Origin of the sequence: Kineococcus sp. TRM81007 (assembly GCF_022669155.1) — a bacterium.
Taxonomy (GTDB): domain Bacteria; phylum Actinomycetota; class Actinomycetes; order Actinomycetales; family Kineococcaceae; genus Kineococcus.
This window is the reverse complement of record NZ_JALBVB010000050.1, coordinates 79,970-103,197: the sequence shown is the minus strand read 5'-3', so window position 1 is coordinate 103,197 and position 23,228 is coordinate 79,970. Positions and strand designations below refer to the sequence as shown.

The 23,228-nt window shown below is 74.8% G+C and carries 27 protein-coding genes and 1 tRNA gene; 13 read left to right on the top strand and 15 right to left on the bottom strand.

What is annotated here, in order from left to right:
* The first annotated feature begins 26 nt into the window (after positions 1–26).
* The gene (locus tag MN205_RS09330; protein WP_242126541.1) at positions 27–2,534 is read left to right on the top strand and encodes a glycoside hydrolase family 3 protein; all 2,508 of its coding nucleotides are present in this window, start codon (positions 27–29) and stop codon (positions 2,532–2,534) included.
* Between the two features lie 47 nt (positions 2,535–2,581).
* On the opposite strand, the gene MN205_RS09325 is transcribed toward MN205_RS09330, so the two are convergent.
* Positions 2,582–2,977, bottom strand: a complete 396-nt coding sequence (locus tag MN205_RS09325; protein WP_242126539.1) for a DUF202 domain-containing protein — start codon at positions 2,975–2,977, stop codon at positions 2,582–2,584.
* A complete protein-coding gene (locus MN205_RS20540; RefSeq protein WP_308220258.1) occupies positions 2,974–3,363 on the bottom strand; it encodes a DUF202 domain-containing protein in 390 nt (129 codons plus the stop codon). Before MN205_RS20540 ends, MN205_RS09325 begins: the two co-directional genes overlap by 4 nt.
* A gap of 412 nt (positions 3,364–3,775) precedes the next feature.
* Here MN205_RS20540 and MN205_RS09315 point away from each other — a divergent pair, with 412 nt between their 5' ends.
* Together MN205_RS09315 and MN205_RS09310 are read left to right on the top strand one after the other, a co-directional pair.
* Entirely contained in the window at positions 3,776–4,291 is a 516-nt protein-coding gene (locus MN205_RS09315; protein WP_242126537.1) for a hypothetical protein, read from the top strand.
* Between the two features lie 158 nt (positions 4,292–4,449).
* Positions 4,450–4,875, top strand: a complete 426-nt coding sequence (locus MN205_RS09310) for a hypothetical protein (protein WP_242126535.1) — start codon at positions 4,450–4,452, stop codon at positions 4,873–4,875.
* 113 nt (positions 4,876–4,988) lie between these two features.
* Here MN205_RS09310 and MN205_RS09305 read toward each other — a convergent pair whose 3' ends face one another.
* On the bottom strand, positions 4,989–5,438 hold the full coding sequence (locus tag MN205_RS09305; RefSeq protein ID WP_374115895.1) for an ABATE domain-containing protein: 450 nt from the start codon (positions 5,436–5,438) through the stop codon (positions 4,989–4,991).
* On the opposite strand from MN205_RS09305, the gene MN205_RS21775 reads away from it, so the two are divergent.
* Complete coding sequence (locus MN205_RS21775) at positions 5,355–5,555, top strand: hypothetical protein (RefSeq protein WP_242126555.1); 201 nt, start codon at positions 5,355–5,357, stop codon at positions 5,553–5,555. The two genes, MN205_RS09305 and MN205_RS21775, sit on opposite strands and share 84 nt — an antisense overlap.
* 70 nt (positions 5,556–5,625) lie before the next feature.
* The gene (locus tag MN205_RS09295; RefSeq protein ID WP_374115894.1) at positions 5,626–6,927 is read left to right on the top strand and encodes an MFS transporter; all 1,302 of its coding nucleotides are present in this window, start codon (positions 5,626–5,628) and stop codon (positions 6,925–6,927) included.
* 31 nt (positions 6,928–6,958) lie between these two features.
* Here the strand turns inward: MN205_RS09295 and pdxY are convergent, their stop codons facing one another.
* Positions 6,959–7,810, bottom strand: coding sequence for a pyridoxal kinase PdxY (pdxY, locus tag MN205_RS09290; RefSeq protein WP_242126529.1), 852 nt, complete (start codon positions 7,808–7,810; stop codon positions 6,959–6,961).
* A gap of 147 nt (positions 7,811–7,957) precedes the next feature.
* On the opposite strand from pdxY, the gene MN205_RS09285 reads away from it, so the two are divergent.
* The 3 genes from MN205_RS09285 (at position 7,958) to MN205_RS09275 (ending at position 9,969) form a co-directional block, all read left to right on the top strand.
* A complete protein-coding gene (locus MN205_RS09285) occupies positions 7,958–8,287 on the top strand; it encodes an MmcQ/YjbR family DNA-binding protein (RefSeq protein WP_242126527.1) in 330 nt (109 codons plus the stop codon).
* Positions 8,288–8,378: 91 nt separating this feature from the next.
* Complete coding sequence (gene map / locus MN205_RS09280; protein ID WP_374115898.1) at positions 8,379–9,110, top strand: type I methionyl aminopeptidase; 732 nt, start codon at positions 8,379–8,381, stop codon at positions 9,108–9,110.
* Between the two features lie 22 nt (positions 9,111–9,132).
* Positions 9,133–9,969, top strand: coding sequence for a DUF72 domain-containing protein (locus tag MN205_RS09275; RefSeq protein ID WP_242126522.1), 837 nt, complete (start codon positions 9,133–9,135; stop codon positions 9,967–9,969).
* An 84-nt stretch (positions 9,970–10,053) separates the two neighbouring features.
* Here MN205_RS09275 and MN205_RS09270 read toward each other — a convergent pair whose 3' ends face one another.
* Complete coding sequence (locus MN205_RS09270; RefSeq protein WP_242126521.1) at positions 10,054–11,217, bottom strand: DUF429 domain-containing protein; 1,164 nt, start codon at positions 11,215–11,217, stop codon at positions 10,054–10,056.
* Between the two features lie 306 nt (positions 11,218–11,523).
* Here MN205_RS09270 and MN205_RS09265 point away from each other — a divergent pair, with 306 nt between their 5' ends.
* Entirely contained in the window at positions 11,524–11,706 is a 183-nt protein-coding gene (locus tag MN205_RS09265; protein ID WP_242126519.1) for a hypothetical protein, read from the top strand.
* Between the two features lie 186 nt (positions 11,707–11,892).
* Here MN205_RS09265 and MN205_RS09260 read toward each other — a convergent pair whose 3' ends face one another.
* From MN205_RS09260 to MN205_RS09250, 3 genes are all read right to left on the bottom strand, one after another.
* Entirely contained in the window at positions 11,893–12,060 is a 168-nt protein-coding gene (locus tag MN205_RS09260) for a hypothetical protein (RefSeq protein WP_242126517.1), read from the bottom strand.
* Positions 12,057–12,797, bottom strand: coding sequence for a CARDB domain-containing protein (locus MN205_RS09255; protein WP_255818567.1), 741 nt, complete (start codon positions 12,795–12,797; stop codon positions 12,057–12,059). The genes MN205_RS09260 and MN205_RS09255 overlap by 4 nt, the downstream gene beginning before the upstream one ends.
* 129 nt (positions 12,798–12,926) lie before the next feature.
* Positions 12,927–12,999 (bottom strand) — tRNA-Lys (locus MN205_RS09250).
* A gap of 110 nt (positions 13,000–13,109) precedes the next feature.
* On the opposite strand from MN205_RS09250, the gene uxaC reads away from it, so the two are divergent.
* Together uxaC and MN205_RS09240 are read left to right on the top strand one after the other, a co-directional pair.
* Positions 13,110–14,519 (top strand): glucuronate isomerase, encoded by a 1,410-nt coding sequence (gene uxaC, locus MN205_RS09245; protein WP_242126512.1) that lies wholly within the window; start codon positions 13,110–13,112, stop codon positions 14,517–14,519.
* Positions 14,520–14,583: 64 nt separating this feature from the next.
* Positions 14,584–15,927, top strand: coding sequence for an APC family permease (locus MN205_RS09240; protein ID WP_242126510.1), 1,344 nt, complete (start codon positions 14,584–14,586; stop codon positions 15,925–15,927).
* Between the two features lie 86 nt (positions 15,928–16,013).
* Here the strand turns inward: MN205_RS09240 and trxA are convergent, their stop codons facing one another.
* Complete coding sequence (gene trxA, locus MN205_RS09235) at positions 16,014–16,469, bottom strand: thioredoxin (RefSeq protein ID WP_242126508.1); 456 nt, start codon at positions 16,467–16,469, stop codon at positions 16,014–16,016.
* 45 nt (positions 16,470–16,514) lie between these two features.
* Positions 16,515–17,153 (bottom strand): hypothetical protein, encoded by a 639-nt coding sequence (locus MN205_RS09230; protein ID WP_242126506.1) that lies wholly within the window; start codon positions 17,151–17,153, stop codon positions 16,515–16,517.
* A 343-nt stretch (positions 17,154–17,496) separates the two neighbouring features.
* Here MN205_RS09230 and MN205_RS09225 point away from each other — a divergent pair, with 343 nt between their 5' ends.
* On the top strand, positions 17,497–17,994 hold the full coding sequence (locus MN205_RS09225; protein ID WP_242126504.1) for a hypothetical protein: 498 nt from the start codon (positions 17,497–17,499) through the stop codon (positions 17,992–17,994).
* 19 nt (positions 17,995–18,013) lie between these two features.
* Here MN205_RS09225 and MN205_RS09220 read toward each other — a convergent pair whose 3' ends face one another.
* The 5 genes from MN205_RS09220 to MN205_RS09200 are packed head-to-tail and all read right to left on the bottom strand — an operon-like array spanning position 18,014 to position 22,347.
* Positions 18,014–19,009, bottom strand: coding sequence for a YafY family protein (locus tag MN205_RS09220; RefSeq protein ID WP_242126502.1), 996 nt, complete (start codon positions 19,007–19,009; stop codon positions 18,014–18,016).
* Positions 19,010–19,024: 15 nt separating this feature from the next.
* A complete protein-coding gene (locus MN205_RS09215; protein WP_242126500.1) occupies positions 19,025–19,693 on the bottom strand; it encodes a response regulator transcription factor in 669 nt (222 codons plus the stop codon).
* Entirely contained in the window at positions 19,690–21,294 is a 1,605-nt protein-coding gene (locus tag MN205_RS09210) for a HAMP domain-containing sensor histidine kinase (protein ID WP_242126499.1), read from the bottom strand. The genes MN205_RS09215 and MN205_RS09210 overlap by 4 nt, the downstream gene beginning before the upstream one ends.
* Positions 21,221–21,727, bottom strand: coding sequence for a hypothetical protein (locus tag MN205_RS09205; RefSeq protein WP_242126497.1), 507 nt, complete (start codon positions 21,725–21,727; stop codon positions 21,221–21,223). Before MN205_RS09205 ends, MN205_RS09210 begins: the two co-directional genes overlap by 74 nt.
* Before the next feature lie 56 nt (positions 21,728–21,783).
* Entirely contained in the window at positions 21,784–22,347 is a 564-nt protein-coding gene (locus tag MN205_RS09200) for a 2'-5' RNA ligase family protein (RefSeq protein ID WP_242126495.1), read from the bottom strand.
* Positions 22,348–22,398: 51 nt separating this feature from the next.
* Between MN205_RS09200 and MN205_RS09195 the strand changes: the two genes are divergently transcribed.
* On the top strand, positions 22,399–23,136 hold the full coding sequence (locus MN205_RS09195) for a DUF2993 domain-containing protein (RefSeq protein ID WP_242126494.1): 738 nt from the start codon (positions 22,399–22,401) through the stop codon (positions 23,134–23,136).
* The last annotated feature ends 92 nt before the right edge of the window (positions 23,137–23,228 follow it).

Here is a 23,228-nt window from a genome sequence, read left to right as displayed (position 1 = left end):
CGACGCCGGGCCGCCGCGGCGGCGCTGTGCGCCGCCGNGCCGCCCTGACGCCCTGCACCGCCGCCCACGCCGCGCAGCCGCCGGCCGAGGCGTCCACGGGAACGCACCCGGGCGAGCGCGCCCAGCCCTGGCGCGACGCGACGCGGTCCCCGGCGTGGCGCGCGGACGCGCTGCTGCGCGCCATGACGATGGACGAGAAGGTCACCCTCGTCCTGGCCACGAACGACGAGGACTTCGACCCGCTGGCCCACCTGGGGATCCCGCAGATGCGGCGCGTGGACGCCTCCGGCGGGCTGCGCGGGGACACCGGGGTGACCGCGTTCCCCGCCCCCAACGCCCTGGGAGCCACGTTCGACACCGCCCTGGCCGAGCGCTACGGGCAGGCCGTCGGCGCCGAGGCCCGCGCCAAGGGGTGGAACGTCGTGCTCGGCCCCACCGTGGACGTCGACCGCAACGGCCTCTCCGGCCGGGCCGCCGAGGGGTACGGCGAGGACACCCTCGTCAACGGCGAGATGGGCGCTGCGGTGGCCCGCGGCCTGGAGAGCAACGACGTGATCGCCATGCTCAAGCACTTCACCGTGTACAACCAGGAGAGCGGCCCGCGCGAGACCCTCGCGGTCGACGTCTCCGAGCGGGCGCTGCGCGAGGTCCACTACCCGGCGTTCGAGAAGGCGATCCGCGAGGGCGGCGCGGACTCGGTGATGTGCGCCTACCCGAAGGTCAACGGCGAGTTCGTCTGCCAGAACGAGGAACTGCTCGCCGACCTCAAGCAGGACCTCGGCCTCGAGGGGTACGTCGCCACCGACTTCAACCCCCGCACGGACCCGGTGGCGGGCGTCAACGCGGGCGTGGACTCGCAGTCCCTGTTCCCCGGCACGCCCCGCGAGGCGTTCTTCGACGGCCGGATCCCCCAGGAGCGGACCGACGACGCGGCGCGCCGCATCCTCGTCGCCCTGTTCGACTCCGGCGCCTACGACAACCCGCTGCCCACCGCGATCCCCGACGTCGTCACCACCGACGAGCACCAGCGCCTCGCCCGCGAGACCGGGGCCGCCGCCAGCGTCCTGCTGAAGAACTCCGGTGCGCTGCCGCTGTCGAAGCGGGACAGCGTCGCCGTCATCGGTCCCGCGGGCAGCGACGCGATCACCGGCATCGAGGGTTCCTCCTACGTGGACCCGGGCGACTTCACCACCCTCGCCGAGGCGGTGCGGGAGAAGGTCGGCGCCGAGCGCACGACGGTCTCCCAGGGGTCGCTCGGCGACGTGGCGCTGCCCACCGTCCCCGCGTCCGCGTTCACCGCGCCCGGCGGGGAGCAGGGCCTGCAGGCCGAGTTCTTCGCCAACCCCGACTTCCAGGGTGCTCCCGTCGCCACCACGACCACCCCGAACGTCGACTTCAGCGGCGCCGCTCCCGTCGACGGCCTGCCCGCGCAGTGGTCGGCGCGCTTCAGCGGGACGATCACCCCCACCGCCACCGGGCTGGCGCGGTTCTCGTCGCTGCTGTCCGGATCGGCGAAGGTCACGATCGGCGGCGAGACGGTCTTCGACGGATCGCGTTTCATCTGGGACTTCTTCTTCGCCCCGCAGGAGTACACCCTGGGCGGCACCGTCCCGCTCACCGCGGGGGAGCCGGTACCGATCACCGTGGAGTACTCGACCCGCGAGGCCGGGTTCTTCGGCCCGCGACTGACGCTCGGCTGGCAGCCCGAATCGCTCATCCCGGCCGCGGTGGAGGCGGCGAGGGAGGCCGAGACCGCGGTGGTCGTGGTGAACGAGCTGACCGGTGAGGCGGTCGACCGGCTGGGCCTGCGCCTGCCCGGCGACCAGGACGCGCTCATCGAGGCCGTCGCCGCGGTGAACCCGCGCACGATCGTCGTGCTGAACACCCCCGGGCCCGTGCTGATGCCGTGGCTGGACGACGTCGAGGGTGTCGTGCAGAGCTGGTACCAGGGTGCGGCGGTGGGCACCGCGACCGCGGACGTCCTGTACGGCGACGCGGAGCCCGGCGGGCGGCTGCCCGTGACGTTCCCCGCAGCCGAGGGGCAGGGACCGACCCACGACACCGGCGCCAGCGTCGAGTACGACGAGGGGATCCACGTCGGCTACAAGTGGTACGACCAGCAGGACGAGGAACCCCTGTTCGCCTTCGGGCACGGCCTGTCCTACACGACCTTCGAGCACCGCAACCTGCGCACCGGCAAGCTGGACACCCGCAAGGGCGAGCACGAGACCGCGTCCGTCCGCGTTCGGGTGCGCAACACCGGTCAGCGCGCAGGCTCGGACGTGGTGCAGGTGTACGTCGGGCACCTGCCCACCGACGCGGTGGACACGCCGGAGAAGGCGTTGGCCGGTTTCGCGAAGGTCGCGCTGCGGCCGGGGGAGAAGCGCGACGTGCGCATCGAGCTGGACCGCCGGGCCCTCTCCTACTGGGACGAGGACGCCGACCGGTGGGTCACCCCGACCGGTGAGGTCCCCGTGTACGTGGGCCGTTCCGCGGCCGACGTCGACCTCGTGGGCAGCATCACCGTGAAGTAGCCGGCACCCGGGCGGCGGCCCCGGTGCCGCCGCCCGGTCCTGCGGTCTCAGCCCAGGGCGGCGAGGCCCTGGGAGACGACGAGCGCCAGGCCCCCCAGGCCGATCAGCGCGCACGCCGCGGCGGTGGTGGCGATCAGGTGCGCCGAGGCTGCCGGGTGGTCCAGGTCACCGCTGGCCAGCAGCCGGGCGGTGGTGCGTCGCGCCCGCCGGGAGGCCAGCACGTGCACCACCGCCCCGGTGGCGGCCGTGAACAGCCCCAGCACCACCGCCCCCGCGCCCAGCTGCGGCAGCAGCAGCCGGGCGGCGCCCAGCCCGGCCACCACGAGCGAGAGCGCGGTGCGCCGCCAGGCCAGGGCGGTGCGTTCCGGCTGCAGGCCGGCGTCGAAGATCCGCTGCGGCTCCGCCGGGCCGCCGCCGGGGTCGTCGGCGGGTGCGCCGCTCACCGCAGCAGCAGCCCGAGCAGCACCAGGACCCCCGCCACGGCGGTGCCGGCGGTCAGCGGTGCGGCCAGCGCCGGAGCGGCCAGCGGCCGGCCCAGCCGCATGGCGCGCTCGTCGCGCGCCCAGCCGCGCCAGGCCTGCAGGGGGGCCAGCAGCCCGAGGGCGATCAGGACGACGGAGGCGGCCAGGCGCAGGTGCGGCTGCAGCGGCAGGGCCAGCCCTTCCAGGGCGACCCCGGCGGCCAGCAGGGCCAGCGAGGTGCGGATCCACGCCAGGAAGGTGCGCTCGTTGGCCAGGGAGAAGCGCGGGTCCGGTTCGGACCCGTGCCGGTAGACCGACGCGGGGAAACGGGTGCGCTCCTCCGCGTCGCCTCGTGCCTGCCGGCTCACGCCACGGCCCCCGTCGCCCGGTGCGGGCCGGCCGGGGCGGTGGGGCCGCAGCAGCCGCGGCCACTGCTCATCCGTGCTCCTCCTCCGGGGGCGTCGCGGTTCTCCGGGCGGACTCCGGCGACGATGCTACGTGGGTCCCGGGACGTGCGGACGGGCGCGGAGCGGTCGAGGGGGCTCAGTGGTCCAGCGCGAGGTCCAGCGCCAGCAGCGACTTCCCGTGGTCGCGGATCTTCGCCATCTCGACCGCGGTGGCCTTCTGGGCGCCGTCCACCTCCTGCAGGCTGACGCCGTCGCACTGCTGCGCGCGGCGGGGGAGAACCTGCTGGCCGTCGGGGCTTTCTGCACCCCCACCAACAGCTGTCTCCCCACGCCCGGGACGTTCGAGCAGCTCTCCCGGGAACTGCCGACCCTGTTGAAGCGCTACCCGAGCGACAGTTCTGCGACGACGCGCCGGCTGGCGCGCCTGCTCGGCCTGAACCCGCAGGCGGTGGCGATGGCGAACGGCTCGACCGAGCTGGTCACCTGGATCGACCACCTGCTGGCGGCCGGCGAGCGCGTGGACGCGCACCGGCTGCGCGAGGAGGACGGCTCCGCCCTCGACGTCGACGACCACGTGCGCTTCGTCCGCGAGCGCACCGTGCGGATGCTGGACGAGCTGCACGACCTGGACCTGGTCGAGGTCGACGAGTCCTTCCTCGACCTCGTGGACGCCGAACCGGAGTGCTCGGTCGCCGCCGAGGTCGCGGTGCGGCACGACGTCGTCGTGCTCAAGAGCCCGGGCGGGAACTTCGGGCTGCACGGCACCCGGTTCGGTCCCGTGGTCGCCGACCCGGCGCTCACGGCGAGGATCGTCCGGCCGTCCGCCGACGTGGAGCGGCTGCTGGCCGGGTTGCGCGACTGCGCCGCCCGCGCCGCGGGTCGAGGCTGATCGGGGAACCCCCGAGGACGCGGGCGGCCGTCCGGGTGCACCGGGCGCGCCGGTGCGTGGAGCCGGGTCGGGTGGCAGGCTGGAGCGAGGGGGCGGGGGGTAGCGCTCGACCGTCCCCGCACGACCGCGAACCGTCGTCACCCGACCTGGAGGACCCCGTGCGCACCACAGCCGCCGGCCTGACCGCTGCCGCGCTGATCGGCCTGCTGGCCGGCTGCAGCGCCACCACGGAGGACGTGTCGTCGCCCGACGTCACGATCAGCGTGCCGTCGGAGGCGAGCAGCGCGATCGCCTCGGCGAGCGGGGAGGCCGACGCCGCGCTGGACGCGGCCACGGAGGCGGCGGAGGGCGCGGGTGACCGCCTCGCGGGCCTGGCGGCGGCGGTGCAGCCGGAGCTGGCGGCCGACGCGGAGCAGCTGCAGCAGCGCGCAGAGGAGGTCTGCGCGGACATCGAGCAGGGCACGGACGAGGCGACGGTCACCTCGAACACCCAGCAGCTCTTCAGCGGCGGCGACGTCGGGCAGCTCACCGAGCAGCAGGCTCAGGAGCTCGTGGACGCGATCCGCTCGACGGTGTGCCCCTGACGTCGCACGCACGCACGGCGTCGTGGTGGGCGACGACGGTTCGCCCGCGGCGCGACGCCGGGGACGCGGGCCGGGAGGCGGTGGCGCCCCAGCGCTGATCGCGCTCCCGGTCCTCAGGCGGTCCGCTGGTTGCGGCGCGCGTAGGAGCGCGCCGCGCGCACGCGGTCACCGCAACGGGTGGAGCACCAGTGCCGGCGCGCGTGGGTGCGCAGCAGGTACCGGTTGCACGGTTCGGCGGCGCAGGCGGCCAGCAGCACGGCGTCCGGGCCGGTCAGCAGCGCCACGGTGTCGGCGGCCAGAGCGGCCAGGGCGTGCTCCACGACGCGCGTGGTGGGGTGGGTGGCCTCGCTGCGGAAACCGGCGGTCGCCTCCCGGGTCAGCAGGTGCGCGGTGGGGGTGCGCGTCAGGGCGTGGTTGAGCGCCTCGACCGCGGAGGGCGCCGGTGCCCGATCCTCCACGGCGGCGAAGACCTCACGCACGTGCACGCGCAGGGCGGTGAGATGGGCGACGACGTCCTCACCGAGCACCGGGCCGCCCCGGACGCGCGCATCGTCGCGGTGCACACGGAAGCCCTCAACCACTGCACCGTCACTCGTGAGCAGGTGCGGACCCTGGCCCGCGAGAACGGCACCGGCGAGCAGGTGCTCGTGCCCCAGGACGGTGAAACCCTGAGCTTCTGAGCCCCGGGAGCGGCACACTCCAGCACAGCCCCCCGCCCGTCGACCGAGCAGAGACGATCAGAGGCCGCACGTGTCCGTGAACACCACCCCGGGCAGCCCCGGGAGCAGCGCCCCGGAGCGCCGCGACCTGCAACGGCGCGTCCTGCGCGTCCTGGCCGCGGGCCAGGTCCTGGGCGGGCTGGGTACCGGCGCCACCCTCAGCCTGGGTGCGCTGCTCATCACCGAGGTGTCCGGCTCCTCGGCCTGGTCCGGGATGGCCGCCACCACGGCCACCCTGGGCGCGGCCCTGCTCGCGGTGCCGCTGGCCCGGCTCGCGCAGGCCCGGGGGCGGCGCACCTCGCTGAGCACCGGTGCGCTCATCGCCGTGCTGGGCGGGGTGGTGGTCGTCTCCGCCGCCGTGCTGGGCAGCCTGGGGCTGCTGCTGGCGGGCATCCTGCTCATGGGGTCGGCGCAGGCGCTGAACCTCCAGGCCCGTTTCGCCGCCACCGACCTGGCGGACGCGGACACCCGCGGACGCGACCTCTCCCTGGTCGTCTGGGCCACCACGGTCGGGGCGGTCACCGGGCCGAACCTCCTCGAACCCGGTGAGGCCGTCGGGCGGGCCCTGGGCCTGCCGCCGCTCAGCGGCGGTTTCGTCGTCTCCGCGTGCGCGCAGGGTCTCGGCGCCGTCGTCCTGCTCCTGGGGTTGCGTCCCGACCCGCTCCTGACGGCGACCGCGCTCGCCGGTGCGGGGCCGGACAGCCCCGGCAGCAGCACGGCCGTCGGGCGCCACCCCGGTGGGCTGAGCGTCCTGCGCTCGAACCCCACCGCGCGCCGCGCCGTGCTCACCGTCGCCGGCAGCCACGCGGCCATGGTGGCGCTGATGTCGATGACCCCGGTGCACCTGACCGGGCACGGCGCCTCACTGAGCCTGGTGGGGTTGACGATCAGCCTGCACGTGGCCGGCATGTACGCCCTGTCGCCCGTCTTCGGCGCCCTCAGCGACCGCGTCTGCGCCCGCGGTGTCGTCCTCACGGGGCAGGCGCTGTACCTGGCCGCGCTGCTGCTGGCCCTGCTGGGGTCGCAGGACGCGACGTTCGTGACGATCAGCCTGATCCTGCTGGGGCTGGGGTGGTCGGCGTCGATCGTGGCCGGTTCCACGCTGGTCGGTTCCGCGGTCGCGCCCGTGCAGCGGCCCCGCCTGCAGGGGGTGTCCGACTCGCTCATGGGCTACGCCGGGGCCGCCGGGGGTGCGCTCGCCGGGCCCGTCCTGGCTCGGGCCGGTTTCGACGGGCTCGCCGCCGTCCTGCTGGTCCTGGTGCTCGTCGTCGCCCTCGCGCAGCGCGACGAGCGTGCACCGGGCCCAGAACCCCGTGTGCAGGTCGAGGTGTGACCCGGCCCGGGCGCTGAGGGGCCCGCGGGGCTCAGCGGACGCGTTCGGCGGTGAACTGCATCTTCGGGTCGGCGAAGGAGTCCTGCGCGCGGACGATCTGCAGTTCCCGCTCCCCGGAGCGGTACGTGAGCTCGATGAGGTCGAACACGCTGGAGGCGGTGCGCTCCAGCGCGGTCGCGGCGTTCCCGGTGGACCGGTAGTGCGCCGCGAACAGGGCCGCGGTGACGTCCCCCGAACCGTTCGCCTTGAACGGCAGGCGCGGCGTGCGCACGATCCAGGAGCCGGCGTCGTCGGTGGCGAGCATCTCGATGCTGTCGTCGCCCAGCTCGGGCCGCTCCACGCTCGTGACGAGCACCGTCGACGGGCCCATCGCGCGGGCGAGGTCCACGGAGGCGAGGGTGGACTCCAGCGTCGTCGGCTCGGTGCCCGTCAGGAAGCCGAGCTCGAACTGGTTGGGCGTGATGATGTCGGCGACGGGGACGACCCGGTCCCGGAGCAGGTGCGGGATCTCGGGGGCGACGAAGCACCCGGACTTCGCGTTGCCCATCACGGGGTCGCACGCGTAGACGGCCGAGGGGTTGGCGGCCTTCACCCGGCGGACGGCGTCGACGATCACGTCACCGATGCCGGTGCCCCCCTGGTAACCGGACAGGACGACGTCGACCTGCGGGAAGATCCCCCGCTCCTCCACGCCGGTGATGACGTCCCGGACGTCGTCCGCGGCCATGACGGGACCCCGCCAGGCGCCGTACCCGGTGTGGTTGGAGAAGTTCACCGTGTGGACGGGGACGACCTCCACGCCGATGCGCTGCAGCGGGAACACCGCGGCCGAGTTGCCGACGTGACCGAAGGCCACCGCCGACTGGACGGAGAGGAAGATCACGAGGTCAGCCCTTCAACGGTGCGGATCACCCGGAGGACGGTGCCGCCGGAGGCGAACCGCATCCTACCCACCGCGCCTCACCGAAGGTCCCCGCCGGCCGGCCGGGGTGCGTTGCTCCGCGCCCGCCCGGGGCGGCACGGTGGACGGGTGAGCGGCCCCACCCCCTCCACCCCGGACGGTGCGCCCCTGGACGGCGCCGCGGTGCAGGAGGTCGCGGCCGGGGTGGCGATGGAGCTGCCCGCCGTCACCGCCGGCTACCACGTGAACAAGCGGCACTGGATCTCCGTGGCCGGCGGCCCCGGTGTCACCGCGCAGCTGGTCGAGGAACTCGTGCTGGACGCCTACGCGCTCGTGGTGGCGGGTATGCCCCGGCACGCGCGCCCCGCGGTGCCCGACGCGACGCGGCAGCGCCTCCGGAGCGCCGCCCCGGGCGAGGCTCCCACCCGTGCCCACCCGGCACGTCGTCCACCGGGGTGACCGGCCGCAGCCGGACCCGGCGCGGCGCCATACTCGTCCGGTGAGTGACGCACCCGCCTTCCCCGTCCGGACCGCCACCGAACTGGACGCGATGCGCGAGGCCGGTCGCGTCGTGGCCCGCACGCTGCAGGCGGTGCGCGCCGCGGCCGTGCCCGGCGCGAAGCTGCGCGACCTCGACGAGATCGCGCAGACGAGCATCCGCGAGGCCGGCGCCCTGCCGTCCTTCCTCGGCTACGCCCCCTCCTGGGCGCCGCGGCCGTTCAACGGCGTGCTGTGCCTGTCCGTCAACGAGGTCGTCGTCCACGGCCGCCCCACCGGCCGCCGCCTCGACGACGGGGACCTGCTCAGCATCGACGCCGGCGCGATCCTGGACGGCTGGAACGGCGACTCGGCGATCACCGTCCACGTCGGGCACCGGGAGGAGGACGACGTGCGGCTGGTGCGGGCCACCGAGGAGGCCCTCGCGGCGGGCATCGCCGCCGCCCGCCCCGGCGCGACCCTGCTGGACGTGGCGAGCGCCGTCGACGAGGTGGCCCGCCGCCACGGCTACTCCCACCTGCCCGACCACGGCGGTCACGGCATCGGGCGCAGCATGCACGAGGCGCCGTTCGTGCCCAACCGCCCGATGCCCGGCGCCGCCGAGGTGCGCCTGGAACCCGGCAGCACCCTGGCGATCGAGCCGATGCTGCTGGCCGGCGGCGAGGGCTACCGCACCGCCCGCGACGGCTGGTCGGTCGTCACCCTCGACAAGCGCCGCGCCGCGCACGCCGAGCACACCGTCGCCGTCACCGAGGACGGTCCCGTGGTGCTCACCGCCCCCTGACCGGAGCCAGGTGGGCGAACTCGTGGGACGCGTTCGTGTCGGCACGTCCGGTTGGACCTACGCCGAGTGGCGCGGGGTCTTCTACCCGCCCGGTCTGCCGCAACGCCTGGAACCGGAGCACGTCGCCGCCCGGCTGCCGACCGTCGAGCTGAACGCCTCGTTCTACGCGCTGCAACGCCCGCAGAGCTACCTGTCGTGGGCGCAGCGCACCCCGCCGGGTTTCCGCTTCAGCGTCAAGGGCTGGCGGGCCGTCACCCACGAACGCCGCCTCGTCGACGTGCAGGGAGCGCTCGCGGGCTTCTTCGGCTCCGGGGTGCTGGCCCTGGGCGAGAAGCTCGGTGCGGTGCTGTGGCAGCTGCCGCCGAGCCTGCGCTTCGACCCCGAGGTGATGGCGCGCTTCTGCGCCCTGCTGCCGCGCACCACGACCGCCGCCGCGGAACTCGCCGCCTCCCGCGCGATCGCACCCGGCACGGCGACGTCGCCCGGAACCGTCGAGGAGCGCCCGCTGCGGCACGCCGTGGAGGTGCGCCACCGCAGCCACGAGAGCCCGGAGCTCGCCGACGTGCTGCGCGCGCACGGCGTCGCGCTCGTCACCGCCGACACCGGCGGCCGCTGGCCGCTGCTGCTGGAGCAGACCGCCGACTTCTCCTACGTGCGGCTGCACGGATCACCCGAGCTGTACGTCAGCGGCTACGGCGACGCGGCGCTCGAGGACTGGGCGACGCGGGTCCAGGCGTGGTCGGCGGGCGAGCGCGACGTGTTCGTCTACTTCGACAACACCATGGCCGCTCGTGCCCCGTTCGACGCGCTCGCCCTCGCGCGGCTCCTCCTCGCAGGCAGTGGTGCGTCCGACGACTGAAGGGGCCGCCGGCACCGTGTGGGTCGTCGTCCCGCGGACGTGGTGGCCTCGGGACGGTGGAGGCCACCTGCTGCGACCCAGCGATCACGCGAGCGCCGACACCCGTACATCAGCGCCGGCGGGTTCACCGTCACTGGCGAACCGTTTGGTGGCGACGATGCGGTCCACGCGGACGTCGTCCGCCTGCCTCGGCCCCTTGAGCGGGCGCGCTCCGATGACGTCGACGAGCGCGTCGATGGTGGACTTGAGGAGGTTGTCCAGGTCGGGCTCGTCGTTGCCGCTCTGCCCGGGGCCGAGGAGGAAGTCCACCTCGACCTGCACGCGCGCGTCCGCCGGCAGGACGCACCCCGTGAACGCCGACGCCACGGCCCTCTTCCACTCCTGCTCGTTCCGCTCTCCGGTGAACCCGGTCGGTCGGCCGACGACCACGCGCCGGAAGCTGTGCCGTCGGCTGGAGGGAGTTGGCGGGCGCTGCTCGGACGCGGGGCGTACCGGCCGGTGCGACGGGGGCGGCGGGGCGACGATGTACCCCTCGTCCACGTTGCCGTACACGTGCAGGGCTTGGGGCTGGTGGTGCCAGAGCCAGGCGAGGTGGGCGCACAGGACAGCGTCCATCTCGTCCTCGATGCGGTTGAGGTCGCCGGGTCCGGGGGCAGCGATCGTCTGCCGGATCTGTTGCCACCTCGGGTGCTCGGCCAGCTGCAGCACAGCGATCGACTCCAGGTGCCTGGCCAGCTCGGCGAACGCCGGTGCGCGTCGCTCGGTGCCGCCCTTCTTGTAGTCCAGCCGGTAGTTCAGCGCGAACAGTCCGATCATGGCGGGGTGGGGGTAGACCTCGATGCACACGCCCTGCGCACCGCCGGTGGGAGTGGACGGATCGACCGCCCAGCTGAACCGCTCCGCCAGCCCCTGCGCGCGCGGGCGCTCACCCACCAGGCGGTGGTTGGACGGGTAGGCGGAGGCGCCGAAGCTGCCGAAGTGCGTACCCACGAGCTTCTCGGCCGGCCGCGAGCCGGTCGCGTTGGGCACGACGAGCGGCGCGTCCACCGCTGCCACCACCAGGCGCCCCGGTTGCGCGTCCAGCCACGCGGCGATCTCCTCGTCCCTCTTGACGCGGTCGCAGGCGAGGAGCCGGCCGCTGCCGTCCACGGCAGCCAGGCCGGTCCGGCCGGTGGGGGAGTTCTCGACCCAGCCCAGGTCGATGCCGACGAAGCAACCCTCGTCCTCGGGGTGAACCGTGCTGGTCATGCCCCCAGCCTGTCCCCGTCCCCCCGGTTGGCGCAGCGAGACGGCTGAAGAGCGCCTCACCGTGGCTGGAGCGAAGGTGAGGCGGTTGCCGGTGTTGCTGACACGGCGCAGGCCGGTGCCCAGGTCGTCGACCAGCGGGGCGCCGAGCAGGGCCACGACCTCCGAAGCCCGATCTGCGAACATCGAGCTGTGAGCGATGAAGCGACCCGGGAGCGCCTCCAACGTGTCCTGCGGGAGGCTAAGGCGAGCAGCGCGGGTGGGCAGGCTGATCTCGACGACCCTCGACGAGCTGCGCTTCTGCAGCAGATGGTCGAGCTGCAGGAGAAGGCGAGGGCGTTGGGGCTCGACCACGTGGTCGCCAGCATGCAGGTGGGCATCGAGGAGATGACGGCCGCGCAGGAGGCGCTGCGGGTGCGGTTGGCCGAGTCCGACGCGGCCCAGGACCTGGGTCTGAAGGTCCTCGTGCAGGAGCAGGACGACCAGGACTGACTCGACCGGGGCTCGAGCGCGGCGGCACGTGCGCCGACGGCGAGCGGTCGGAGTGGTGGACCTGGCACCGGGACCAGCCCGACAGGGCGTGGCGGCTGTCGGTCGCGCGATGCCCGGAGGATGCCCGGCCGAGCGGTGGACGACGACAGCGCCCCCGCCCTCCGGGGAGGACGGGGGCTGCCGGTGTCAGTTGAAGGGCAGGTCGATGTCCACCGGGGTCTTGACGGTGGCCAGGTGCTTGCCTGCCATGTCGTAGCGGGCGGTGGTGAGTTCCTTCACGTTGATGTGGGTGAAGACGCCACCGTTGCCGCCGGGGCACGGCATGTTGAGGGCCTCGTAGTAGTTCCACTTCATGATCTCGTTGACGTCGATGACGTTCGAAGAGTGCGGGTCGCCGCCCCGGACGCGGGGACGAACGTGTCGCCGGCCCCGGTGAACGGGCCACCGTCGTCGTAGGTGCTGCCGCCGGCGGACCAGGTGCCGAGGTACTGCTCCGTTCCGACGACCACCGCGGGGCCGTCGGTGCAGGCGCCGTACACGTCCCCGGTGACGAGGTTCGACACACCCGTGTCCTGGTTCATCGGGGTGGCGTACACGGCGACGGTGGCGTCGCCGAAGAGCCTGGCGGACAGGCTCGGCTGGGCCGTGACCTTGACGTCACGGGTGTTGTTGCTCTCGTTGGACTCGGTGATCCGCTTGGCGTCGTCGACGTAGGCGGTGACGGTGGCGGTCTGCGCTGGCCACTGCGCGACACCGGTGGGTCCCCAGTTGGCGCGGACGGTGCGGGACTCGCCGGGCTCCAGGCTGGTGGTGGACGCGTCGTGCCAAGTGACGGTCCTGCCGCCCACGCGGAAGCCGACACCGTGGATGGTGCCCTCCGGTGTGGCGGCGGTCCCCTTGTTGGTGATGGTCGCCTGGAACGTCAGCGGTTGGCCGGCGACGACGGACTGGGTCCCCCAACCCACCGACGTCACCGCCAGGTCCGGGCGCGGTGTCGCGGCCTGCGACGGGCCCGTGAGTGCGAGGCTGCCGAGCAGTGCGCCGCCGGCGACGGCGGCACAGGCCTTCCTGTTCACGATGGTTCCCCCCATGGTCCGCTGCGGACCGGTTGCCCACAGCGGACGCATGCGGTAGAGGGTCACCCACACGGCGGTACGCCCCTCAGGTGGAGGGCATCAACTCGTCGAGGGGCGAGGTGACGGATGCGTTGCCGCAGCAGGTGGGCCCCCAGGGGCTCGAACCCTGAACCCGCGGATTAAAAGTCCGCTGCTCTGCCAGTTGAGCTAGAGGCCCTCGCGGTCGCCCGCACCGGGCAGCCTAGCCGCCCCACCGGGACGGTGGCGCCCGGTCGGCCCGCCCGGTAAACGCTTGCTCGGCCTCGGTGCCCCGCCCAGGATGGCCGCGTGACCGCGCTCACCCTGCACCCGGACCGCCTGCTGCCGGCCGACCCGACGACGCGCGGCATCGCGCGCGAGCTGTACCAGCAGGTCCGGGACCTGCCGATCACCTCCCCGCACGGTCACGTGCCGGCGCGGTGGCTGGCCGAGGACGCCGCGTTCGAGGACCCGACGTCGCTGCTGCTGACGCCCGACCACTACGTCACCCGGCTCCTGCACGCGCAGGGCGTGAGCCTGGGCGACCTGGGGGTGGGGGTGGCGGACCCGACGCCGCAGCAGCGGCGGGAGGCGTTCCGGTTGCTGTGCGCGCACTGGCCGGTCTTCCGCGGCACGGCGGTCAAGACGTGGCTGGAGGCGCAGCTCGTCGAGGTCTTCGGCATCGACGTCGTCCCCTCCGCCCGGACCGCGGACGACGTGTACGACGCGATCGCCGAGCGGCTGCGCACCCCCGAGTTCCGCCCGCGGGCGCTCTTCGAGCGCTTCGGCATCGACGTGCTCGCCACCACCGACGACCCGTGCGACGGCCTGCGCCACCACCGCGCCCTCCTCGACGACCCGGACTGGCGCGGGCGGGTCGTCCCCACCTTCAGGCCCGACGCGTACCTCGAAGCGGGCCGCCCCGGCTGGGGAGAGCGCGTCGAGGCGCTCGGCGCCTCCGCCGGTGTGGACACCGGCACCCTCGCCGGCTGGGTGGCCGCGATGGCCGAGCGCCGCGCCCACTTCCGCGCCCACGGCGCCGTCTCCAGCGACCACGCGCACGCCGACGCCCGCGTCGAACCGCTCGAGCCCCACGAGGCGGAACGCCTCTACGCCGCGGCCCGCGCGGGGCGGGTCACCCCGGCCGAGGGGGACGCGCTGCGCCGGCACCTGCTGTTCGAGCAGGCCCGTCTCGCCGCCGACGACGGCATGGTCATGACGCTGCACCCGGCGGTGTGCCGCGACCACCACGGCGCCACCGCGCAGCGGTACGGCACCGACGTCGGCGCCGACATCCCCACCACCGTGGAGTTCACCCGCGCCCTGCGCCCGGTGCTCGACGCCTTCGGCGCCTCACCGGGTTTCCAGCTCGTCCTCTTCACGATCGACGAGACGGCGTACTCGCGGGAACTGGCGCCGCTGGCCGGTTTCTACCCGTCCGTGTACGTCGGGGCGCCCTGGTGGTTCATCGACGCCCCCGACGCGATCACCCGCTTCCGCCGGGCGGTCACCGAGACGGCCGGGTTCGCCCGCACCTCCGGCTTCATCGACGACACGCGCGCCTTCCTGTCCATCCCCGCCCGGCACGACACCAACCGCCGGGTCGAGTGCGGCTACCTCGCCGAACTCGTCGCCCAGCACCGCCTCACTCTGGACGAGGCAGCGGAGACGGCCGTCGACCTCGTCCTCGCCCGCCCACGGGAGGCCTTCAAGCTGTGAACGCCCCGCGCCCGGGAGGACGCGCCGACGTGCCGCGCCCGCGGCCGTGGGGTAGGGATCTGGGGTGAGCACACAGGCGGGGACCACCCCGGAGGTCCAGACCACGGGCCTCAGACGCGCGATCAGCGGCAAGCTGCTGTTCCTCTTCATCCTCGGCGACGTCCTCGGCGCCGGCATCTACGCCCTCGTCGGCGTGCTGGCCGGGGAGGTCGGCGGCGCGATCTGGGTGCCGTTCGCCGTGGCCCTGGTCCTGGCGACGCTGACGGCCACCTCCTACGCGGAGCTGGTCACCAAGTACCCGAAGGCCGGGGGAGCGGCGGTCTTCGCGCAGCGCGCCTTCAAGCGGCCGGTCGTCTCCTTCCTCGTCGGCTTCTCCATGCTCGCCGCGGGTGTCACCAGCGTCGCCGGGCTGGCGATCGCGTTCTCCGGCGACTACCTCGGTGCGCTCGTGGACGTGCCGGCCCTGCCGGCCGCGCTGGTCTTCCTGACCCTGGTGGCGCTGCTCAACATGCGCGGCATCAAGGACTCGCTGCGCGCCAACGTCGCCATGACGGTGATCGAGGTCGGCGGTCTGCTGCTCATCGTGGCGCTCGCCGCCGTGATCCTGGGCCGCGGTGACGGCGACCCGGGCCGCACCCTGGAGTTCGCGCCCGGTCAGTCGGCCGTCGCAGGGATCCTCGCCGCCTCGGTGCTGGCCTTCTACTCCTTCGTCGGCTTCGAGACCTCCGCGAACGTCGCCGAGGAGGCCGTGGACCCCTCGCGCACCTACCCGCGCGCCCTGTTCGGCGGCCTGGCCGTCGCCGGCGTCGTGTACGTGCTCGTCGGCCTGGCGGTCTCCACCGCGGTGGCGCCGGACCGGATCGCCTCGTCCTCGGGGCCCCTGCTGGAGGTCGTGCGCGTCGCCGACGTCGGCCTGCCCGGGTGGCTGTACTCGCTGATCGCGCTCATCGCCGTCGCCAACGGCGCCCTGCTGACCGCGATCATGTGCAGCCGCCTCACCTACGGCATGGCCGAGGAGGGGCTGCTGCCGCGCGTGCTGGGCCGCGTCCTGCCGAACCGCCGCACCCCGTGGGTGGCGATCGTCGTGACCACCCTGGTGTCGATGGCGCTGGTCCTCACCGGCGACCTCGCCGACCTCGCCGCGACCGTCGTGCTGCTGCTGCTGTTCGTGTTCATCAGCACGAACGTCGCCGTGCTGGTCCTGCGCCGCGACCGCGTCGGTCACCGGCACTACCGGGCCCCCACCGTCCTGCCGGTGCTCGGCGTCGTCGCCTGCGTGGCGCTGCTGACCCAGCAGGAGGCCGGCGTGTGGCTGCGCGCCGCGATCCTCCTCGCCGTCGGCGCGCTGCTGTACGCGGTGGCCCGCCGCGCCGTGCCCGCCGACCAGCGGGCCCGCGCCGGCCGCTGACCCGGCCCGGCGTTCCACCGGGACGACGACGGCCCCGCCCCTCGCGCAGAGGGACGGGGCCGTCATCGTGTCGCGGAGCGGTGGGCTCAGAAGGCGGCCGGGTCGGTGCCCGCGCGCACCGCGGTGCCGGTGCGCTGGGTCTGCGCCCCGCGGGCGGCCTGCGCCTGCTGCTGGGCCTGCTGCTGCTGCAGCGCCTGGGCGTACTGCTGCTTCACGGTGTCCATGTCGAGCCCGCGGACCTGCTCGATCAGCTGCTCCAGCGCGGTCTCCGGCAGGGCGCCGGGCTGACCGAACACGGGGATGCCGTCGCGGTAGGCCACCAGCGTCGGGATCGACGTGATGCCGTACCGGGCGGCGAGCTGCTGCTGGTCCTCGGTGTCCACCTTCGTGAACGCGATGTCGGTGTGCTTCTCCGACGCGCGCTCGAAGACCGGGCCGAACTGGCGGCACGGCCCGCACCACTCCGCCCAGAAGTCGATCAGGACGATGCCGTCCTTGACGGTCTCGTCGTGCGTCTCCAGGGTCAGCGCCTGAGTGCTCATGCCTGCACCCAACCACGGCGCCGCCGGAGACCTTCCCGGCGCCCCTCAGCGGGGGCGGCGCCCGGTCAGCGCGAGCAGCTCCTCCTGCGGTGTCGCACCGTCCGGGGCGGGCAGCGCGGGACCGAAGACGCCGTAGGAGCGCCACTCCTCGGCGTGCACCCGCAGGTGCGCCAGCAGCGGCTCCACCAGCTCCGGCTCCAGCCGGTCGTCCACGCCGATGAGCCGGGCGATCTCCACCGCCCGCAGCGCGCGGAACGCGATGACCTGCCACAGGTAGTCGCGGGCGCTGTAGTCGCCGAAGGAGCAGTGCACGGTGCGGTCCAGGTCGTCCAGGCCCTGGGCGGCGGCGATCGCGTCCTGCGCGATCCGCTCGAAGGCCGCCACCGGGTCCGCGCCCAGCAGGTCGCCGGTGTGCGCGTCCTGGCCGACCTCCGCCATCGTGCGCCCGGCCAGCATCGCCGGCACCCACGCGTCGTCGTAGGCGTGGTAGTTCACGAGCTCGCGCAGCGTCGGGTCGCCGTCGGGGTCGCTTGTCGTCACGGTGCCCCGGGTGCGCAGGTCCCACTGGTCCTCGCGGACCTGCCGGACCACGGCCAGCAGCGCCTCGTCCGCCAGCACGAAGACGGTGCGCTCGTCGGTGCCCGCGGGGGCGGTGGTGGTCTGGGGGGTGGTCGTCCCGGTCACGGTGTCCTCCTCGTCGATGGGGTGCTCCGCAGTGCGGTGATCGCCACGCTAGGGACGAAAGGCGTCAGGGCGTGTCGGGCTTCGGGACGGGTCCCGCCGACGCACCGGCCGGATCCTGAGTTGCCGACCCGCCCGTGCGGTGATCGACTGTCCCCGGAGCGAGCGTTCCCGCCCGCGGTCGAGCAGGTGCCGCGCCGGGCGGCTCACTCGCCGCGCACCGCCGTAGTCGAAACGCCGGGCTGACGGCCCACGGCGCCCACCGCGCCGCGGGAACGCGCTCCCCACTGACGAAAGACCCCCGTCAGCAGACGAGGGCTCCGCACGACGAACCACGGGAGACCACATGGCAACGACTGGACCGAACGACCTCGCCCGCGACACCCGCCGCGCCAGCGGCAAGGGCCTCGGTGTCGCCGCCCTCGGCGTCGTCGTCCTCAACATCTCCCCGTTCCTGGACTGGGTGCAGTTCGAGGGCACCGCCCAGGGGCGCGTCGGCTACGAGACCGACTCCCTCGTGCCCTTCACCGCCTACCTCGGCATCGGCTTCCTGCTGGCGCTGGCGTACGCCCACAAGCGCGCCCGCCGCGGTCAGCACCGCGGCCTGACCCTGGCCTCCATGGCCGTGGCGCTGGCCACGACCCTGCAGTGCATCGCCTTCGCCGTGCACCCCATGGGTGGGCTGGAGCGCGGTGACGCCCTCACCCCGGAGATCGGCGTCTACGTCGGCATCCTCGGTGCGGCGATCTGGGCCATCGGCTCCGGTCTGCTCGCCAAGGAGGTCGAGGGTGACGACGACACCGTCGACGTCCGCCCCGGGATGGACCGCGCCGCCCGCAGCTGATCCACGCCGCCAGGGCCCCTCACCGCAGCAGCGGTGAGGGGCCCTGCTCGTACAGGCAGGCCGTCGCCCGCGCTCTCGCGGCGACGGCCTCCCGCACGTCCGCGGGTGCCAGGACCTCCACGTCGGGACCGAAACCCAGCAGCGTCGTCAGCGCCCACTCGCGCGCGTCGAAGGCCACCCGCAGCTCCACCCGGCCCGCCGCGTCGAGCGGCAGGCCGTCCGCCACCACCGGCAGGTGCGGCTGCGCCGCCGCCGACGCGACCCGCCGCAGGCCGGGCAGCGCCCACGGGTGCGCGCGCACCGTCACCTCCAGCGCTTCGCGCGCCGCCTCGGCCCGCGCCAGGTGCTCGCGCCAGGCCCGGTCCAGGTCGAAACCCGCCGGCCGCCGCACCGGTTCGTCCAGCACCCGCACCGCGTCCAGCCGCGACACCCGGTAGGTGCGCAGTTCCCCCTCCCGCTGCGCCAGCAGGTACCACTCGCCCTTCAGCACCAGACCCAGCGGGTCCAGGACGCGTTCGGTGGTCTCCCCGGTGCGGCGGTGGTGGCGCACCCGCACCCGGCGGTCGTCCCACACCGCCCGCGCCAGCGCCACCAGCGCCGGCGCCGGCTCGGCCGTGCCGAACCACCGGTCGGTGTCCAGGTGGAACCGGGACGCGACCCGCCGGGCGCGCTCGCGGCCCTCCGGGGTGGTGCCCGCCAGCAGCTTCAGCTGCGCCCCGCCCACCACGTCGGCGAACCCCAGGTCCTGCGCGACGCCGCCCAGGCCGAGGAACGTCACCGCCTCCGCCTCCGCCGCCGACAGCCCGCTGGTCCGGTGCCGGTAGCCGTCGGCGATGCGGTAGCCGCCCGCCGTGCCGCGCACCGACACCACGGGGATCCCCGCCGCGACGAGCTCGGCGACGTCGCGCTGCACGGTGCGCTCGGACACCTCCAGGTGCTCGGCCAGCTCCCGCGCCGTCACCAGCGGTCGCGTCTGCAGGAGCATCGCCATCGTCAGCAACCGGGCCGCACGCACCGGCCCAGGGTGCCGTCAGCCGGTGCGCAGGCGGTAGCCCATGCCGCGCACCGTCTCGAACCGCTCCGCGCCCAGCTTCTTGCGCAGGTAGCGCACGTACACGTCCACCACGTTCGAACCGGGGTCGAAGTCGTACCCCCACACCGAGCTCAGCAGCTGCTCGCGGGAGAGCACCTGGCCGGGGTGGCGCAGGAACGCCTCGGCGAGGGAGAACTCCCGGCTGGACAGGCTGACCGAGCGCCCCGCCACCGCGACGGTACGGGTCAGCAGGTCCAGCTGGAGCTCGCCGGACGCCAGCACCGTCACCTCCCCGCTGCGGTCCTCGCCCGGGCGCAGCCGCAACCGCACGCGCGCCAGCAGCTCCTCGAACCGGAACGGCTTGGTGACGTAGTCGTCCGCACCGCCCTCCAGGCCGGCCACGGTGTCGGTGACGTCGTCGCGGGCGGTGAGCATGATGACCGGCAGGGAGTTGCGGGCCTGCCGCAACCGGCGCAGCACCGAGAAACCGTCCAGCTCCGGCAGCCCCACGTCCAGCAGCAGCAGGTCGAACGCGCCGCTGCCCGCCAGGTCCAGCGCGGTGCGCCCGTCGGACGCGATGGTCGTGGCGTACCCGCCGGCGCGCAGGCCCTTCTCGACGAACGCCGCGATGCGCGCCTCGTCCTCGGCGATCAGGATGCTGGTCAACGGCCCTCCCGGGCGTGCTCGGTGGGTGGTGCGGCGGGGATCGGGCCGGCCGCCTCGGGGTCGCCGGGGAGTTCCTCCACGGGCAGCGGTAGCGGTAGCGCCAGGGTGAAGGTGGCGCCCGCGCCCGGCAGGCTCGCCACCTCCACCCGCCCCCCGTGCGCCTCGGCGATGGCGGCCACGATGGACAGCCCCAGACCGGAGCCCTCCACGCCCCGGCCGGAGTCCGCCCGGCCGAACCGCTCGAAGACGCGCTCGACGTCCTCGGGGGCGATGCCGGGCCCGCTGTCGCGCACCCACAGCAGCAGTTCGCCGTCGTGGACGGCGCTGCCCAGGGCGATGACGTCACCGGCGGCGGAGAACTTCACGGCGTTGGACACCAGCTGGATGAGGGCCTGCTGCACCCGTTGCGGGTCGGCCACGACCTCCACGTCGGCACGCGCGTCCACCCGCCACCCCCGGTCGCCCAGCGGCACCACCTTGTCGAACGCGTCGTCCAGCAGCCGGCCGGCGTCCACGGGTTGCGGGTGCACGAAGTCCGGCTGGCGCGCCTTCGCCAGCAGCGTCAGGTCGTCCACCAGGCGCGTCATGCGCGTCAGCTCGTCCAGCACCAGCGCGCGGGTCTCCGCGACGTCGCGCGGGTCAGTGTCGTCCACCAGCTCCAGGTGGCCCTGCACGATCGTCAGCGGTGTGCGCAGCTCGTGGCCGACGTCGTCGAGGAACCGGCGCTGCGTGTCGAAGGACGTCTCCAGGCGCTCCAGCATCGCGTTGAAGCTGCGCGCCACGTCCGCCACGTCGTCGTCGCCGTGGACGGGGACCCGCCGCGACAGCTCCGTGGCGCCGACGCCGACGGCCGTGGCGTGCAGGTCGTCCAGGGGGCGCAGCAGCCGCACCGCGGTCAGCCACCCGGCGGTGCCCACCACCAGCAGCGCGGCCAGGCTCAGCACCGCGAACGTGCGGGCGTTCTCGTCGACGACCGCGAACTCCGGGTCCAGCGCGTGACCCACCACGTACAGGCCGAGCGCCGGTTCGCCGGGTGCCGCGCCGGGCAGCGAGACGGGCACCGCGATGATCCGGGTGGGGCCCGCCTCGGTCTCCACGGTCTCCTGCACCGGGGCGCTGTCCGGCGTGGTGGACCGCACCAGCTCCTGCACGCGGGGGTTCTCCTGCAGCGCGAACGGCGGCCGCCGACCGGGCACGTAGGTGTTGCCACCCACGACGATCCCCACGGCGGACTCGTGCGCGTCGGCGATGTCGTTGCGGATGCTCGCCGCCAGCAGGGTGTCCACGGACGTGAACTGCTGCCCGTTGAAGCCGCGGGCGGCCAGTTCGCGCAGCTCGGCGACCTCCTGGCGCATCGAGGCGTGCACGCGCGCCTCGGTGGCGTCGCGCTGCACGACGTGCGAGACGACACCGGTCAGGCCCAGGCCCAGGGCGGTCGCCCCGACCACGGCGAGCACCACCTTCGCCCGCACCGGGCGCAGCAGTGCCCGGGCCCGGTGCAGCGGCGCGCGCCGGTGCGGCGCCCCCTCAGCCGTCGTCGCCGTCGTCGTCCCCGCCGCCGTCGTCGTTCCCGTCGTCCCCGTCGTCGTCCTGGTCGTCACCCGCGTCGTCCCCGTCGTCGTCCTGCCGGTCGTCGCCACCGACGACGACCGGGCCCGGCGGAGCCACCGGGACCACGCTCTCGCCGCCTCCCGCGCGCGGGGCGGGGTCCGGGACCGACGGTACGTCGCCGCCGCCACCGGCGGGAGCGCCACCGCCACTGCCACCGCCACCGCTGCTGCCGCCGCCGGCGGGAGCGGGCGCGGGCGGGGCGGGCGCCGGGGGAGGGGCGGTGCCGGTCGCGGGGACGTCCGACGGCGACGGCGACGCGGACGGCTCCGGGGGCGGGGTGCTCGCGGGCGCGCTGGGCGAGGCGACGACGACGGCGTCGCCGAGGTCCTCGCCGGGCCGATCCGCCCAGGCCATCGACAGCCCCAGGGCGGCGACACCCGCGGCGCTGACCGTGAGCGCGGTCACGACCAGTGGAGTTCGCATGCCGGGAGGCTCGCACCCGAGCGTGAACCGGACGTGAGGCGAGCGTGAGAGGACTCTCATCCGGGCGGCCGGTCGCGCAGCGGTGCCAGCGCCACGTCGCCCGCACCGCCGACCTCCACGACCGCCAGCGCCTCGACCCGCCCGGCCACCGGCAGGTGCTCGCGCAGCGCCGCCACCGCTGCCGCGGGCCGCACCCGCCGCGCCAGCGTGCAGTGCGGCACCCAGCGCCCCGGCGCGGCCGTGGCGAAGGTGTTGACCAGTCCGGCCGACGCCAGGGCGGCGCTCGCGGTGGCGTGCCAGTCGCGCAGGGGGCCGGGTTCGCGGCAGCCCGCCCACAGCACGGCGCCGCGCCCGAACGTGCCCGCCTCGTCCAGGACCACGTCCACCGCGGGCACCTCCGCGGCGGCCCGCGCCACCGCGTCCGCGAACGCCGCCGTGCCCCCGGGCGGGCAGGGGGCGCCGAGGACGGTCAGGTGCGGGCGGTGCCGGGGGGCCGCCGGAGCGCGCACCCCGGCGGCGCGCAACCGCCGGCGCACCTGCTCCAGCGCGGCGCCCAGGGGGGCGTCGAAGGCGGCGCACACCACCAGCGTGCGCTCGCGCGCCCCGGCTCCGCCGCCCACCCGGGCAGGGTAGGCGGCCCGGCGCGTGCCCGCCTGCGGCACAGTGGGGGTGTGGCGCGGTCCCGGAGCACCCTCGTTCGCGTCGTCGTCACGCTCGTGGCGCTGGCGGTGGTCCTCGTCGCCGCCGACCTCGCCGCCCGCAGCTGGGCCGTGGGCCGGGCCGAGCGGGAGCTGCAGGAGCGCCTGGCGCTGCCGCAGCCGCCGGAGGTGGGTCTGGCGGGCGGTTCCTTCCTGTGGCAGGCGCTGCGCGGCCGCTACGAGGACGTCACCGTCACCGCGCAGCAGGTGCCCACCGACGACCTCGTCCTCGACGACGTGCGGGTGCACCTGCCCGCCGTGCGGGCTCCCCTGGGTGCGCTGGCCGGCGGGGCGGGCACCGTGGACGTGGCGGCGGGCACCTTCCGCGCCGAGGTGGGTTTCGACGAGCTCGTCACCCGGGTGGACGCCGGGTCGCTGGACGTGACGCTGACGCGCGACGGTGACGACGTGCGGGCGGTGACCACGGTGGGCGTGCTCGGCTTCGGCGTCGAGGTGGGGCTGACCGTCGAGCCCCGCCTGGCGGGCGAGGAGGTGCGGCTGGTGCCGGTGTCCGCGGAGGCCGCCGGGCGCGAGGTGCCGCTGAGCCGGGCGCGCCAGCTGCTGGGCTCGGCCGGCGTGGACGTCCTGGACGGGTGGACCGTGACCCTGGACGAGCTGCCCGGTCAGGTGCGGGTGCAGGACCTCGCGGTCACCGACGACGGCGTCGCGCTGCGCGGGTCGGTGCTGGCCACGTCCGCGGAACTCGGCTGAACAACCCGGCTGAGCCCTTCCGGACCCGGCTGGGCCCGGCTGGACGGCGCGACCCCCGCACCCCGGGCGGACGTGCGCCGGGGTGCGGGGGT

Coding starts and splice junctions, on each gene's coding strand:
- MN205_RS09260 (WP_242126517.1), bottom strand. CDS start 12,060: ATGAAGTGGAACTACTACGAGGCCCTCAACATGCCGTGCCCCGGCGGC.
- trxA (WP_242126508.1), bottom strand. CDS start 16,469: ATGAGCACTCAGGCGCTGACCCTGGAGACGCACGACGAGACCGTCAAG.
- MN205_RS09265 (WP_242126519.1), top strand. CDS start 11,524: ATGGTCGAGCTGCAGGAGAAGGCGAGGGCGTTGGGGCTCGACCACGTG.
- MN205_RS09270 (WP_242126521.1), bottom strand. CDS start 11,217: ATGACCAGCACGGTTCACCCCGAGGACGAGGGTTGCTTCGTCGGCATC.
- MN205_RS09225 (WP_242126504.1), top strand. CDS start 17,497: ATGGCAACGACTGGACCGAACGACCTCGCCCGCGACACCCGCCGCGCC.
- map (WP_374115898.1), top strand. CDS start 8,379: ATGCGCGAGGCCGGTCGCGTCGTGGCCCGCACGCTGCAGGCGGTGCGC.
- MN205_RS09205 (WP_242126497.1), bottom strand. CDS start 21,727: ATGCGAACTCCACTGGTCGTGACCGCGCTCACGGTCAGCGCCGCGGGT.
- MN205_RS09255 (WP_255818567.1), bottom strand. CDS start 12,797: ATGGGGGGAACCATCGTGAACAGGAAGGCCTGTGCCGCCGTCGCCGGC.